Source organism: Enterobacter cloacae complex sp. I2 (assembly GCF_014896205.1).
GTDB classification, from domain to species: domain Bacteria; phylum Pseudomonadota; class Gammaproteobacteria; order Enterobacterales; family Enterobacteriaceae; genus Enterobacter; species Enterobacter quasihormaechei.
In genome coordinates, this window is sequence record NZ_JADBRA010000006.1 from 166425 (window position 1) to 181615 (window position 15191).

General features: G+C 58.8%; 11 protein-coding genes. 3 read left to right on the forward strand and 8 right to left on the reverse strand.

The features are described from left to right. Positions 1 to 7: 7 nt before the first annotated feature. The 7 genes from IM300_RS07300 to aqpZ form a co-directional block, all read right to left on the reverse strand. Positions 8 to 1444 carry an SDR family oxidoreductase gene (locus IM300_RS07300; RefSeq protein WP_193035921.1) on the reverse strand — a complete coding sequence of 479 codons (1437 nt, stop codon included), beginning with the start codon at positions 1442 to 1444 and terminating at the stop codon, positions 8 to 10. Between the two features lie 10 nt (positions 1445 to 1454). Next, complete coding sequence (gene ltaE, locus IM300_RS07305; RefSeq protein ID WP_193035923.1) at positions 1455 to 2453, reverse strand: low-specificity L-threonine aldolase; 999 nt, start codon at positions 2451 to 2453, stop codon at positions 1455 to 1457. A 38-nt stretch (positions 2454 to 2491) separates the two neighbouring features. Beyond that, entirely contained in the window at positions 2492 to 4210 is a 1719-nt protein-coding gene (gene poxB, locus IM300_RS07310) for a ubiquinone-dependent pyruvate dehydrogenase (RefSeq protein WP_155024272.1), read from the reverse strand. 294 nt (positions 4211 to 4504) lie between these two features. Then, complete coding sequence (gene hcr, locus IM300_RS07315) at positions 4505 to 5473, reverse strand: NADH oxidoreductase (protein WP_193035925.1); 969 nt, start codon at positions 5471 to 5473, stop codon at positions 4505 to 4507. A gap of 10 nt (positions 5474 to 5483) precedes the next feature. Then, on the reverse strand, positions 5484 to 7136 hold the full coding sequence (hcp, locus tag IM300_RS07320; RefSeq protein WP_193035926.1) for a hydroxylamine reductase: 1653 nt from the start codon (positions 7134 to 7136) through the stop codon (positions 5484 to 5486). A 144-nt stretch (positions 7137 to 7280) separates the two neighbouring features. Beyond that, positions 7281 to 8180 carry a lysine exporter LysO family protein gene (locus IM300_RS07325; protein WP_102750849.1) on the reverse strand — a complete coding sequence of 300 codons (900 nt, stop codon included), beginning with the start codon at positions 8178 to 8180 and terminating at the stop codon, positions 7281 to 7283. Between the two features lie 177 nt (positions 8181 to 8357). Continuing rightward, on the reverse strand, positions 8358 to 9053 hold the full coding sequence (aqpZ, locus tag IM300_RS07330) for an aquaporin Z (RefSeq protein ID WP_112792661.1): 696 nt from the start codon (positions 9051 to 9053) through the stop codon (positions 8358 to 8360). A gap of 290 nt (positions 9054 to 9343) precedes the next feature. Here aqpZ and IM300_RS07335 point away from each other — a divergent pair, with 290 nt between their 5' ends. Then, positions 9344 to 11002 (forward strand): ATP-dependent endonuclease, encoded by a 1659-nt coding sequence (locus IM300_RS07335; RefSeq protein ID WP_193035928.1) that lies wholly within the window; start codon positions 9344 to 9346, stop codon positions 11000 to 11002. Here the strand turns inward: IM300_RS07335 and IM300_RS07340 are convergent. After that, positions 10999 to 11955, reverse strand: a complete 957-nt coding sequence (locus IM300_RS07340; protein WP_193035930.1) for a VirK/YbjX family protein — start codon at positions 11953 to 11955, stop codon at positions 10999 to 11001. The two genes, IM300_RS07335 and IM300_RS07340, sit on opposite strands and share 4 nt — an antisense overlap. 159 nt (positions 11956 to 12114) lie before the next feature. Here IM300_RS07340 and macA point away from each other — a divergent pair, with 159 nt between their 5' ends. After that, positions 12115 to 13230, forward strand: a complete 1116-nt coding sequence (gene macA, locus IM300_RS07345) for a macrolide transporter subunit MacA (RefSeq protein ID WP_193035932.1) — start codon at positions 12115 to 12117, stop codon at positions 13228 to 13230. After that, a complete protein-coding gene (gene macB, locus IM300_RS07350) occupies positions 13227 to 15167 on the forward strand; it encodes a macrolide ABC transporter ATP-binding protein/permease MacB (protein ID WP_193035934.1) in 1941 nt (646 codons plus the stop codon). The genes macA and macB overlap by 4 nt, the downstream gene beginning before the upstream one ends. Positions 15168 to 15191: the final 24 nt, after the last annotated feature.

Below are 15191 nucleotides of genomic sequence, written 5' to 3' on the forward strand. Positions count from 1 at the left end.
GTTTTATTTACTTACCTTCTCGCTTTTCTTCTGCCAGTTGCGCAATCCGTTTCGCCATTCCACGGAAGATAAACAGGTGTGCCGGGATCATCAGCAGCCAGTAGAACAGGCCCGGCATGCCGTGCGGGTGCCACCACGCCCGAACGTCCAGTTCACGGTGGTCGCCGTGGTCCTTAAGGGTGAAGCAGAGCCGCCCCAGCCCCGGCGCCTTCATGCCAAACAGCAGCGCCAGCTGTTTTTCTGGCTCAACGATGATCACCTTCCAGCTGTCGACCGTATCGCCCACGTTCAGATACGGGGCGGCAGGGCGGCCTTTTGCCAGCCGGTGACCCACCAGCAGATCCAGCGCCCCGCGCGTCTGCCAGAGGATATTGCCGAAGAAATAGCGCTCTTTGCCGCCGATCTGGTTCACAACGTCCCACAGCGCGCTAAGACTGGCCGAGGTTTTTACCGTACAGCCCGCCTGTTTCGGGTAATAGCCGTACTCGGGTCGCCAGCGGGCAAAGGCCTGCGCGTCGTAGCCCCAGTCGCTGGAGTTCACCAGCTTCTCTTCTTCTTTCAGCGTATTGCGCACCGCGTCGTCAAAGCGGATCAGTTCCTGCGGGATCAAGGCCCGCAGCGCGCGATCGTCCGCCAGCAGATCGTGCTTCAGTCCCTGGATCAGCGCCTTCGCGGTTGTCGGAGGAACAGAGGTAATGACGTTTAAAAACCACACCGAGATCCAGCGGGTCGGGAAGGGGATGGGCACCAGCCAGCGTTTGCGGCCGCTCACCCGCATAAAATGTTCGAACTGCTCCTGATAGCTCAGCACCTCCGGGCCTGCCGCCTCCAGCACGCGGTGTTGCTCCGCCGGGTGATCCAGCAATGCCACCAGATAGTGGAGCAAATTCTCCAGCGCAATGGGCGTGGTGCGCGAGCGTACCCAACGCGGCGGCGTCAGCACCGGCAGGTTATAGACCATATCGCGCATTACCTCGAACGCGGCGGAACCCGCGCCGACGATGATCCCGGCCCGCAGCTCGGTAACGGGAATATTCGCGCCGCGCAGCGTGTCCGCCGTCAGCTGGCGGGCGCGCAGGTGATCGGATTGCTCGATCTCAGGGGCCTGGAGCGAGCTTAAAAAAATCACCTGCTTCACCGGCGTTTGCAGCAGCGCGTCGCGGACGTTCATCGCCACCTGACGCTCGTGGGCGATAAAATCCCCGCCTTCGCCCATGCTGTGCACCAGGTAGTAAAGCGTGTCCACCCCTTCCAGCAGCGCGGGAAGCGTCTTCGGCCAGCTAAGGTCAAGGTGGTGACAGGTTACGCCAGGCAAATGGCGCTTTTGCAGGCGCTCAGTGTTGCGTGCCGCTGCCAGCACCTGATGCCCCTGCTGGCTTAACGCAGTGGTCAGATGCTGACCGATATACCCGCTGGCACCGAGCACCAGAATACGTTGCGGCACGGTATGCTCCTTAACGCTGTAAAAACGCCTGCCAGTGTTTCACCACGTCAGTTAACTGTTCGCGGTTAACGTCAAGATGCATCACCAGACGCACAACCGGGGAGGCGTTGATCAGCACGCCGCGCGCTTTCATAAATTCGCCCAGCGCAGCGTGTTCATCGCCGACGCGGACAAACAGCATGTTGGTGTCGTGACGCATTACGTCAGCGCCGATCTCGCTCAGCTGTGCCGCCATCCACGCAGCATTGTCGTGATCGTCTTTCAGGCGCGCCACGTTATTTTTCAGCGCGTACAGTCCGGCAGCCGCCAGGATCCCCGCCTGACGCATCCCGCCGCCGGTCATTTTGCGCCAGCGGTTGGCGCGCTTGATGTAGTCTGCGCTGCCGACCAGCAGCGAACCCACCGGCGTACCCAGCCCTTTTGAGAGGCAGATGGTGAAGGAGTCGCAATTTTGAGTGATGTCCTTCAGCTCGCAGCCATACTCCACCACGGCGTTAAAGATGCGCGCGCCGTCCACGTGCAGGCCGAGGTTGCGCTCGCGAGTGAATTCCCACGCTGCTTTCAGGTATTCGCGCGGCAGGACCTTGCCGTTGTGGGTATTTTCCAGACTGAGCAGCTTTGTGCGGGCGAAGTGAATATCGTCGGCTTTGATTTTCGCCGCGACCTTATCCAGCGGCAGCGTGCCGTCCGGCGCGGCATCGATCGGCTGCGGCTGGATGCTGCCAAGCACCGCCGCGCCGCCGGCTTCGTACAGGTAGTTATGCGCGCCCTGGCCGACAATATACTCTTCTCCGCGCTCGCAGTGGCTGAGCAGCGCCACCAGGTTAGCCTGGGTGCCGGTGGGCAGGAACAGGGCGGCCTCTTTGCCGCCAAGTTCGGCGGCATAGCGTTGCAGTTCGTTGACCGTCGGGTCATCGCCGTAGACGTCGTCCCCGACCGGGGCGGCCATCATCTCTTCGAGCATGGCGCGACCCGGGCGGGTAACGGTATCACTACGTAAATCAATCATTTCACATCCCTTTACTTTAAGAGGTCATGTGAAATGTTTTACCTGAGCCAGTTGGTTTTTGCCAGTTCGATCACCTCGTCACCGCGCCCGCTGATGATAGCGCGCAGCATGTAGAGGCTGAAACCTTTGGCCTGTTCCAGCTTGATTTGCGGCGGGATCGCCAGCTCTTCTTTGGCCACCACCACATCCACCAGCACCGGGCCGTCGATGGAGAAGGCGCGTTGCAGGGCATCGTCCACCTCAGAGGCTTTCTCCACCCGAATGCCGGTGATGCCGCAGGCTTCGGCAATGCGGGCGAAATTGGTGTCGTGTAGCTCGGTACCGTCCGTGAGGTAGCCTCCGGCCTTCATCTCCATCGCCACGAAGCCCAGCACGCTGTTGTTAAAGACAACGATTTTCAGCGGAAGCTTCATCTGCGCTACCGACAGGAAATCCCCCATCAGCATGCTGAAGCCGCCGTCGCCGCACATCGCTACCACCTGACGTTCAGGTGCCGTCGCTTTTGCGCCCAGCGCCTGCGGCATGGCGTTCGCCATCGAGCCGTGGTTGAACGAGCCAAGCAGGCGACGCTTACCGTTCATCTTCAGGTAGCGTGCGGCCCAGACGGTGGGTGTACCCACGTCGCAGGTGAAAATGGCATCGTCGTCGGCGAAATGACTGATCTGCTGCGCCAGATACTGCGGGTGAATGGCTTTCTCGCTCGGTTTGGCGAGGTCGTCCAGCCCCTTGCGCGCATCGCGATAATCGCTCAGGGCTTTATCGAGGAATTTGCGGTCCGTTTTCTCTTCCAGCAGCGGCAGCAGGGCGGCGAGGGTAGATTTAATATCGCCGATAAGCGCCATATCCACCTTGCTGTGCGCGCCGATACTGCCAGGGTTGATGTCGATCTGAATAATTTTGGCGTCCGTTGGGTAGAACGCGCGGTACGGGAACTGGGTGCCGAGCAGGATCAGCGTGTCGGCGTTCATCATGGTATGGAAGCCGCTGGAAAAACCGATCAGCCCGGTCATGCCGACGTCGTACGGGTTATCGTACTCAACGTGCTCTTTCCCGCGCAGGGCGTGGACGATTGGCGCCTTCAGCTTAGCGGCAAATTCCACCAGCTCATTATGCGCACCGGCACAGCCGCTGCCGCACATCAGGGCGATATTGCTGGAGTATCGCAGCAGCTGCGCCAGCTTTTTCAGCTCTTCTTCAGCGGGGGTGACGGTCGGCTGCGGCGCCGAGTACCAGTGGGTGGTGGCGGTTTCAGGTGCGGCCTTCAGCGCCACGTCGCCCGGCAGGACGACCACAGAAACCCCACGATTCAGGACCGCCTTACGCATGGCTATCGCCAGCACCTGCGGGATCTGCTCCGGCGAGGAGACCAGTTCGCAGTAGTGGCTGCATTCACGGAACAGCTCCTGGGGATGCGTCTCCTGAAAATAGCCGCTGCCGATTTCGGATGATGGAATGTGTGCGGCAATCGCCAGCACCGGCACATGGTTGCGGTGACAGTCGAAAAGACCGTTGATAAGGTGAAGGTTTCCTGGCCCGCAGGAGCCGGCACAGACGGCGAGTTCGCCCGTGAGCTGCGCTTCGGCTCCCGCGGCAAAGGCGGCGACCTCTTCATGGCGGGTGGGCATCCATTCTATGGTCTTCATCTTGTTAAGGCTGTCGCTGAGTCCGTTCAGCGAATCGCCGGTGACGCCCCAGATACGCTTTACGCCAGCCTGCTCAAGGGTTTTCGCTATGTATGCAGCCACGGTTTGTTTCATGGTTGTCCTTCTCCTTTATGTGATATCGCTTACAAGCTTAGAAGAAAGTGACTGTATTGCCTGTGCAACAACCTTCATTTAACGATGGCTTTCACGGCAATGGAATGCGTGTGGCGAACCCGGCAAACTCTTGTTACGACTTGCCTTACAGGCGGCAGGCCCAACGTAGGCCGGGTAAACGCAGTGCCACCCGGCAAAAAAGCCCGGTGGCGCTGACGCTTACCGGGCCTACAAGGGTTACAGAGACAGATGAGCTGGACCGGCTAAAAGCCCGGTGGCGTTAACGGTTACCGTTTATGCAAGCACCAAATCCCCCTGCGGGTGACACGAGCATGCCAGCACGTAACCTTCTGCAATTTCCGCGTCGGTCAGCGTCATGGTGCTGGTGACGGTGTACTCACCGGAAACCACTTTAGTCTTGCAGCATCCGCACACCCCAGCACGGCAGGCTGCCGCTACCGGCACGTTGTTGCTTTCCAGCGCTTCAAGCAGCGTGGTGCCCACGCGGCCAAAGAAGGTCTGCGCCGGTTGCAGCTTCGTGAACTTCATCCCGCTGGTTGCCGCTGCCGCCACGGGCGTGAAGAACTGCTCTTTGAAGAAGCGGGTCACGCCCAGCGCTTTCACTTCTTTCTCTACACTCTCCATGTACGGCGCCGGGCCGCAGGTCATCACGGTACGGTTCGCAATGTCCGGCACGCTTTGCAGCAGCTCGCGGCTCAGGCGGCCCGCGATAAACCCGTGCGTAGCATTGTTCTCCGCGACCAGCGTCACCGGATAGTTGCGCCATTCTTCGGCAAAAATCACATCTTCCGGGGAGCGCACGCTGAAGATCGCCTGCACGTCGGCCTGCGGACGGTATTTCGCCAGCCAGCGACGCATGGACATAATCGGCGTCACGCCACAGCCCGCCGCCAGCAGCAGGAATTTATCTTCCGTCTTATCGTCACAGGTGAACTCGCCCTGCGCGTCAGACAGCCAGATATAATCCCCGCGCTTCACGTCACGGGTCAGCCACTGGGAGCCTGCACCGTCATCAATGCGGCGGACGGTGAGCGTAATGTATTCGCTCACGCCCGGCGTTGAGGAGATCGTGTAGGCGCGCAGGGTGTCCGCTGAATTGCGGACGCTGACCAGCGCATACTGACCCGCGCGGTACGGGTAGTAGTCATGGCACAGCAGCGACAGCGTCCACACATCCGGCGTCTCCTGATGGATGTGATGCACCTGCATCCGCCACGGACATTGTGAGGTTGGCATGGTCATGAATTACTCCTTACGCGCTCAGCAGCTGTTTCATATCATCTTCAACATTGGTCACGGAACGCAGACCAAATTTCTCGTTCAGGATGGCCAGCAGGTCCGGCGTCAGGAAGCCTGGCGCGGTCGGCCCGGTGACGATGTTGGTCACGCCGAGAGAAAGCAGGGTCAGCAGGATGACGATCGCTTTCTGCTCGAACCAGGAGAGCACCAGCGACAGCGGCAAATCGTTCACGCCGCAGCCCAGCTTCTCTGCCAGCGTGACCGCCAGAATGATGGCTGAGTAAGCATCGTTACACTGGCCGGCATCCACCAGGCGCGGCAGACCTTCGATGTTGCCGAAGTCCAGCTTGTTGAAGCGGTACTTACCGCAGGCCAGGGTCAGGATCAGACAGTCATCCGGCACGCGGGTGGCGAAATCGGTGAAGTAGTTACGTTCGCCGCGCGCGCCGTCACAGCCGCCGATCAGGAAAATGTGGCGCAGCTTTTCACGGCTGACGAGGTCAATCAGAGAATCTGCCGCCCCCAGCAGCGTTTCGCGGCCAAAGCCGACGGTGATCAGATGTTCGATTTCACTGTACGGGAAGCCCGCCATCTGCTGCGCCTGGGCGATAACCGGACCGAAATCATCGCCTTCAAGGTGGCTCACGCCCGGCCAGCCGACGATGCTGCGGGTCCAGATGCGGTCATCATACGCGCCCACTGTAGGGTCGATGATGCAGTTAGAGGTCATCACGATAGGGCCAGGGAAGCGGGCGAACTCTACCTGCTGATTCTGCCAGCCGCTGCCGTAGTTACCCACCAGATGACTGAACTTGCGCAGTTCCGGGTAGCCGTGGGCGGGCAGCATTTCGCCGTGGGTATAGACGTTAACCCCGGTGCCTTCGGTCTGCTTCAGCAGGTTGTAGAGATCTTTCAGGTCGTGGCCGGAGATCAGGATGCATTTGCCTTCGGTCGCTTTGACGTTGACCTGCGTCGGGGTTGGGTGGCCGTAGGTGCTGGTTTCACCGGCATCCAGAATGCTCATGACCTTGAAGTTCATCTGGCCGATTTCCATTGCGCATTCGAGCAGGGCGTTCATGTCGGAAGGCCAGGTGCCGAGCCACGCCATGATTTTGTGGTACTGGGCGTAGATATCGTTGTCGTACTGACCGAGCACATGCGCGTGTTCCATATAGGCCGCTGCACCTTTCAGGCCGTACAGGCACAGCAGACGCAGGCCGAGGATGTTCTCGCCAATCGCCGCTTTGTCCTTATTGGGGGTAAATTCTGCGGCCTGGCGCTGTAGCTCGCCCAGGTCGTCGCTCACCAGCTGAAGCTCCGCCATTGGGTTGTCCACGTGGGCACTGACATCGGCATTCAGGCACTGCGCTTTCAGAGCTTCACGCAGGGCAATCGCTTCGCGGGCATAGCCCACAATACGTGGAGAATCGAAGTTAACGTTGGTCAGCGTGGAGAAAAATGCGCGCGGCGCAAAGCTGTCGACATAATGATCGACAATGCCATATTCACGGGCCTTGAAGGCCCAGGCGGACAAGCCTTGTAGCGCTGCAATCAGCAGATCCTGAAGATCGGACGTTTCTGCGGTTTTACCGCACATACCCTGCGCGTAAGAGCAGCCGTTGCCTGCCGGGGTACGGATGGTTTGTTCACATTGCACACAAAACATAATCACACCTGTTAAAGTTATATTTGAGATACATGTTTAAGGTTATGCCTGTGCCACAGCAGAGAAAAGTGCTTTCTTGTACTAAGTGGAGGGTTATTGATTTAGCGCAATTTTGGCGGCAGGGTCACTACCGCCAAAGCAGTATCAGGCTGAGAAAAACGCCATGAGAATGGGCACCAGCAGGCTCAGAATAAAGCCGTGTACGATGGCGGCAGGGACCATCTCCAGCCCCCCCGAGCGCTGTAGCACCGGCAGGGTAAAGTCCATCGAGGTAGCGCCACACAGGCCCAGCGCGGTAGAGCGGCTGCGGCGCACCAGACCGGGGATCAGCATAATGGCTATCAGCTCGCGCGCCAGATCGTTAAAAAAGGCGGCGCTGCCAATCACCGGGCCAAACGATTCGGTCAGTAAAATACCGGAGAGAGAATACCAGCCAAACCCGGATGCCATTGCCAGGCTGGTTTTCAGCGGCAGGTCGAGAATAAAGGCGTTAATCACGCCCCCGGCCATTGAGCTGACCACAACGATAACGGCAACAATCATTCCCCTGCGGTTAAGGACAATCTGTTTCAGCGTCATGCCGTTATTGCGCAGCTGAATACCGATCAGGAACAGCAGGAAAATCAGCGTATATTCGCTGGCTTCCGTTGCGTGCTGTAAAAATGCCCAGCCGGTCAGCCCCAGTAAAAAACCGAGCACCACAACGCCGCACAGCTTTAATGATTCCAGCGCCATCGCAATTCGGGAGGGAAGCTTTTCCTGATGGTGGTGATTTTTCCAGGGAATAGTGCGTTCCAGCCACAGTAGCGCGGCAATATTGCACAGCAAAATAACCACGACCGTGACCGCAGAATAATGCAGGATGGAAAGTAAATTTGTCGCCAGATTATCCAGAAACGCCAGGCTGATCCCCATAAAGAAAAGAATGACGTAAACAATCCAGCTGAGAAAACGATTAATGAGCTTTAAGGCCGATTCATGACGCAGCGGAATAAGGTAGCCCACAATCAGGGGCAGAAGAATGATGAGGAGTCCTGAGAACATGAACAGCCGGTCCTTTTGAGTTTTCGTTAAGCGCCAGAGACACTACCCAATAAAGGCTGTACAGTAAAGCGGCAAAAGAAAGCCGGGTGGCGGCTACGCCTTACCCGGCCTACAAAGTGCACACTCACGTAGGTCGGGTAAGCTTTAGCGCCACCCGACATTACAGGCCGCACTTAATTAATCGCGTTTTTCCAGCAGGGCGCGATACAGCACGCCGCCCAGAATACCGCCGACGATCGGCATCACCCAGAACAGCCACAGCTGCTCAAGCGCCCATCCGCCCTGGAAAATGGCGACGGCGGTGCTGCGCGCCGGGTTTACGGAGGTGTTGGTCACCGGAATGGAGATCAGGTGGATCAGCGTCAGCGCCAGGCCAATCGCGATAGGGGCGAAGCCGGCAGGCGCATGTTTGTCCGTCGCGCCGTGGATCACCAGCAGGAAACCGGCGGTGAGGACAATTTCAATCACGATGGCTGACAGCATTGAGTAGCCGCCCGGAGAATGTTCGCCGAAACCGTTCGAGGCAAAGCCGCTGGCCGCTGCGTCAAAGCCCGCTTTACCGCTGGCAATTACGTACAGCACCGCCGCGGCAATAATACCGCCAATAACCTGAGCAATAATATAGCCAATAATGTCTTTCGCCGGGAAACGTCCGCCCGCCCATAAGCCTAACGTAACGGCCGGGTTGAAATGTCCCCCGGAAATATGCCCTACGGCGAAGGCCATGGTTAATACCGTTAAACCGAATGCCAGCGCAACGCCGACAAATCCAATACCTAATTCCGGAAATGCGGCTGCCAGTACTGCGCTACCGCAACCACCCAATACCAGCCAGAATGTACCAAAACATTCTGCCGCTAATTTTCTGAACATAACCACCTCAAAAATAAACCTCCGCACGCAGCTCTGCGCGCGGTTTATATCGTCATAAAGGGATGACGACGCAAAGAGCCAGTATTTTGAAACCATCAACTTTCCTTCGCCACTCAAATAAATTCACTAAATTTGATTTAAGGCAATGTGATGGCATTCCTTGTTAAGAACGGAGGGAACCGCGCATGGCCCAATGATTAATCGGGCATATATTCTACTGTCGTGACACATAGCCTGCCGCTATACTGCTGATAACGTGAAGGAAAAAGTGGCCGAAATGCGGGGGATGTATGCTACTCGAACGTGTGGAGATTGTCGGGTTCCGCGGGATTAACCGCCTGTCACTACAGCTGGAACAGAACAACGTCCTGATAGGCGAAAATGCCTGGGGTAAATCCAGCCTGCTGGATGCCCTGACGCTGCTGCTTTCGCCCGAAGAGAACTTGTACCACTTCGTTCATGACGACTTCTGGTTTCCGCCGGGGGATGTCAACGGACGAGAAAAACATCTGCATATCATTCTGACCTTCCGCGAATCCGAGCCCGGTCGCCATCGCGTGCGCCGTTTTCGTCCGATGTCCCCCTGCTGGGTGCCCTGTGAAGACGGTTTCCACCGTATTTTCTATCGCCTTGAGGGCGAAATGGCGCAAAACGACGGGGTATTAACCCTGCGTGAATTTCTTGATGAGAAGGGAAATCCGATCCCGCTCGAACAGATTGACGATCTTGCCCGCCATCTGATCCGCCTGTCTCCCGTGCTGCGCTTACGTGACGCGCGCTTTATGCGGCAGATCCGTAACGGCACCGTGCCGAATATGCCAGAGGTGGAGGTGACCGCCCGCGAGCTGGATTTTCTCGCCCGGGAACTGGTTTCGCGGCCGCAGAACCTCACCGACGGCCAGATCCGTCAGGGTCTTTCTGCCATGGTGCAATTACTGGAGCACTACTTTTCCGAGCAGGGAACGGGCCAGGCACGCCACCGCCTGATGCGCCGCCGCTCGCACGATGAGCAACGAAGCTGGCGCTATCTCGATATCATCAACCGCATGATCGACCGCCCCGGCGGGCGCACGCATCGGGTGATCCTGCTGGGACTTTTCTCCACACTTTTACAGGCGAAAGGGACGGTGCGTCTGGATCGGGACGCGCGCCCGCTGCTGCTGGTGGAAGATCCGGAAACGCGTCTGCACCCGATTATGCTTTCCGTGGCGTGGCATCTTCTGAATCTGCTGCCGTTGCAGCGTGTCACCACCACGAATTCCGGCGAGCTGCTCTCCCTGACGCCGGTAGAGTACGTCTGCCGCCTGGTGCGTGAGTCGTCGCGCGTTACCGCCTATCGGCTCGGGCCCGGCGGGTTAAATGCCGAAGATGGGCGTCGAATTGCGTTTCATATCCGTTTTAACCGCGCCTCTTCCCTGTTTGCCCGCTGCTGGCTGCTGGTGGAAGGGGAAACCGAAACCTGGGTGATAAACGAGCTGGCTCGCCAGTGCGGACACCACTTTGATGCCGAGGGGATCAAGGTGATCGAATTTGCCCAGTCCGGCTTAAAGCCGCTGATCAAATTTGCGCGCCGGATGGGGATCGAGTGGCACGTGCTGGTAGACGGCGATGAGGCGGGGAAAAAATACGCGGCGACCGTGCGCAGCCTGCTCAATAACGATCGTGAAGAGGAGCGGGAGCATCTGACCACGCTGCCCGCGATGGACATGGAGCACTTCATGTACCGCCAGGGATTTGACGACGTTTTTCACCGCGTGGCGATGATCCCGGTAGACGTGCCCATGAATATGCGTCGGGTGATTGCCAAAGCCATTCAGCGGTCGTCGAAGCCGGATTTGGCCATAGAAGTGGCGACGGAAGCGGGCAGGCGGGGCGTGGAGTCGGTGCCGACCCTGCTGCGTAAAATGTTCTCCCGCGTGCTCTGGCTGGCGCGCGGGAGGGCAGATTAGCGGGCGGTCGCCTGCGAAACCTGCTGGATCAGGCTATCAAGCAGGGCATAGCGGCGGCGGTATTCGGCCCGTTTTTTACTCGCAATCTCTTCCATCGGTTTACGGGGCATGGTTAAAGGCAGAGCAAAGTGGCCATTCTCCTGCTGCTGTCCGCCAAGAGAGCGCCAGAAGCTGTCGTAGTCAGCCAGCAATTTTCCCTCTTTTTTCTTGCGATAGCGCCAGCTGCGGTAGATGTGGGTGGCGTTGCTCACCGCGAGGATCTGCTCGACCGGGAAAGCGTCTGCCAGCGTCATGACCGCTTCCACCAGCAGACGTTTTGGGAACAGTCCGTGGCAGGCTTTTGTCGCAAGCTGAATGTGCTCGTGCGGGACATGCGCTTTCGCCCCCTGCATTCCGCCGATAAACAGCGTTGTCTTGCCTTCATATTTGCACAGCGTAAAGGTCAGTTCGGCCAGCACCGTGTTCTCGTGGTCGCAAAACGTAAGGGTCGCTTCCCCTTCTTTATCCAGAAATGCATCCGCGCTCAGGCGAATGCTAAACTGTTGCTCCTCTTTGCCCGTTAACGTCACCAGCGTGATGCCCTGGCTGGAGAGGTAGCCGTTCAGCAGCGACGTCGGTAGATGGCGGTTCATCATCTGATAATGATCGTTCAGGGCCTCCAGCGTATGCTGACGGTCCATGTTGACGGTCAGCCACGGTCGGTGCAGGCGGCACGGCAGACCGGGCTGCACGCGCAGAAGCTGCATCAGACGGGGCTGTTTCGCAAGGTTTGCGAGCAGGCGCGCAGTGGTCAGAGGCGTTGCCAGCGAGCGCAACATAAACTTACGTCGATAGGCCGGGTTTTGCCACGCCAGCCCCGGCGTGAGGGAACCCGATGCCAGGCTTTTGAACAGTTGCCAGCCCGATTTAGGCTGGGGCAGCGTTGAATAGGGTGTATCGACGATGGAAGACATGTTAGATCCTGCTTCTGGTGGAATGTCGCTATTTCAGCAGGCGCTTTATCAACATCGGGTAAACAATTCCCGACGATTACGGGGATCGGGGGTTTCGTTGAGGAGTGGTTTAGATAAAATCAACGTTGATGGTAGCCAGAACAACTATTTGGAATATTTATGAACCTGAAGGGAAAACGCAGAAAGCTGTTTCTGCTGCTGGCGGTTGTGGTGCTGGCGGGCGGATTCTGGTTATGGAAGGTGCTGAACGCGCCGGTGCCACAGTATCAAACGCTGATTGTCCGTCCGGGCGAGCTGCAACAGAACGTGCTGGCGACGGGAAAACTGGATGCTCTGCGTAAAGTTGACGTGGGCGCGCAGGTCAGCGGCCAGCTTAAAACCCTGTCAGCTGAGATTGGCGATAAGGTTAAAAAAGGCCAGCTGCTGGGGGTGATCGATCCTGAGCAGGCGCAAAACCAGATCCGCGAAGTGGAAGCGACGCTGATGGAGCTGCGCGCGCAGCGCGCTCAGGCTCAGGCGGAGCGTAATCTTGCCCAGGTCACCCTGACGCGCCAGCAGGCGCTGGCGAAAACGCAGGCCATCTCGAAACAGGATCTGGACACTGCCGCCACGGAGCTTGCGGTGAAGCAGGCGCAGATTGGCACCATCGATGCGCAGATTAAGCGGAATCAGGCCTCGCTGGATACGGCGAAAACCAACCTTGATTACACGCAAATCGTTGCGCCCATGGCCGGGGAAGTGACGCAGATCACCACCCTGCAAGGCCAGACGGTTATCGCCGCGCAACAGGCGCCGAACATCCTGACCCTGGCAGACATGAGCACCATGCTGGTGAAAGCTCAGGTGTCCGAAGCGGACGTCATTCACCTTAAGCCGGGGCAGAAAGCCTGGTTTACGGTGCTGGGCGATCCGCAAACCCGCTATGAGGGCGTGCTGAAAGATATCCTGCCGACGCCGGAAAAGGTAAACGACGCCATCTTCTACTATGCGCGTTTTGAAGTGCCAAACCCGCAGGGCGTGCTGCGTCTGGACATGACCGCTCAGGTGCATATTCAGCTGACCGGCGTGAAAAACGTGCTGACGGTTCCGCTCTCCGCGCTGGGCGAATCCGCCGGGGATAACCGCTACAAGGTGAAAGTGCTGCGCAACGGCGAAACCCGCGAGCGGGAAGTGGTGATTGGCGCGCGTAACGATACCGATGTGGTGGTGGTGAAAGGGCTGGAGGCGGGTGAGGAAGTGGTCACCAGCGAAAGCCTGCCCGGAGCCGCGCAATGACGGCGCTGCTTGAGCTGAATGACATTCGCCGCAGCTACCCGTCCGGCGACGGGCCGGTGGAGGTGTTGAAGGGCATCTCCCTGCGCGTGGAAGCCGGTGAAATGGTGGCGATTGTCGGGGCGTCGGGCTCGGGTAAATCAACGCTGATGAACATTCTCGGCTGTCTGGATAAACCCACCGGCGGCACCTATCGCGTGGCCGGCACGGACGTGTCCACCATGGACGGGGACGCGCTGGCGAAGCTGCGCCGCGAACATTTTGGCTTTATCTTCCAGCGCTACCATCTGCTTTCACACCTGAGCGCGGCGCAGAACGTGGAAGTGCCGGCGGTGTATGCGGGCGTGGAGCGGAAAAAACGCCTTGAGCGCGCAAAGGCGCTGTTAACGCGTCTCGGGCTGGCGGAGCGGGTGGATTATCAGCCCTCGCAGCTTTCCGGCGGTCAGCAGCAGCGCGTGAGCATTGCCCGCGCGCTGATGAACGGCGGACAGGTGATCCTCGCCGATGAGCCAACCGGGGCGCTCGACAGCCATTCCGGGGAAGAGGTGATGGCGATCCTCCACCAGCTTCGCGATCAGGGGCACACGGTGATTATCGTCACCCACGATCCGCAGGTGGCGGCACAGGCCGAACGGATCATTGAGATCCGCGACGGGGAGCTTGTCAGCAACCCGCCGCCGCGTCAGTCCAGAGCGGCCGCACCGAAGGAAGCCTTGCCCGCGTCTGGCGGCTGGGGACAGTTCTCCAGCGGCTTTCGCGAGGCGCTGACCATGGCCTGGCTGGCGATGGCGGCAAATAAAATGCGCACGCTGCTGACCATGCTCGGCATCATCATCGGTATTGCCTCGGTGGTGTCGATTGTGGTGGTGGGCGATGCGGCGAAACAGCTGGTGCTGGCGGATATTCGCGCCATCGGGACCAACACCATCGACGTCTATCCCGGCAAAGATTTTGGCGACGACGAGCCGCAGTATCAGCAGGCGCTGAAGTATGACGATCTGGCGGCGATTCAGAAGCAGCCGTGGGTCAATTCCGCCACGCCTGCCGTCTCGCAAAATCTGCGTCTGCGCTACGGCAACATTGACGTGGCGGCCAGCGCTAACGGCGTCAGCGGAGATTACTTCAACGTCTACGGCATGACCTTCAGCGAAGGGGCGACCTTTAACGCCGAACAGCTGGCGGGCAGGGCGCAGGTGGTGGTGCTGGATGCCAACTCGCGCAGGCAGCTTTTCCCCAATAAAACGAACGTAGTGGGCGAGGTGATACTGGTCGGCAACATGCCTGCCACGGTGATTGGCGTGGCGGAGGAGAAGCAGTCGATGTTTGGCAGCAGCAAGATCCTGCGCGTCTGGCTGCCGTACAGCACCATTTCCGGGCGCATTATGGGGCAGTCCTGGCTTAACTCCATCACCGTGCGGGTGAAGGAGGGCTACGACAGCGCGCTGGCGGAACAGCAGCTGGAGCGGCTGTTAACCCTGCGCCACGGGAAGAAGGATTTCTTCACCTGGAACATGGACGGCCTCTTGAAAACGGCGGAAAAGACCACACGTACTCTTCAGCTGTTCCTGACGCTGGTGGCGGTGATTTCGCTGGTCGTCGGCGGGATCGGGGTGATGAACATTATGCTGGTGTCGGTGACGGAGCGTACGCGGGAGATTGGCATCCGCATGGCGGTCGGGGCCAGAGCCAGCGACGTGCTCCAGCAGTTTTTGATTGAAGCGGTGCTGGTCTGTCTGGTGGGCGGTGCGATGGGGATTGCGCTCTCGATGATGATCGCCTTTGCGCTCCAGCTCTTCTTACCGGGCTGGGAGATTGGCTTCTCGCCGATGGCGATCCTGACGGCGTTTTTATGTTCCACCTTCACCGGTATTCTTTTCGGCTGGCTGCCGGCGCGAAACGCGGCGCGGCTCGATCCGGTGGATGCGCTGGCGCGAGAATAACCCGAAAATAAAAATGCCAGCCGA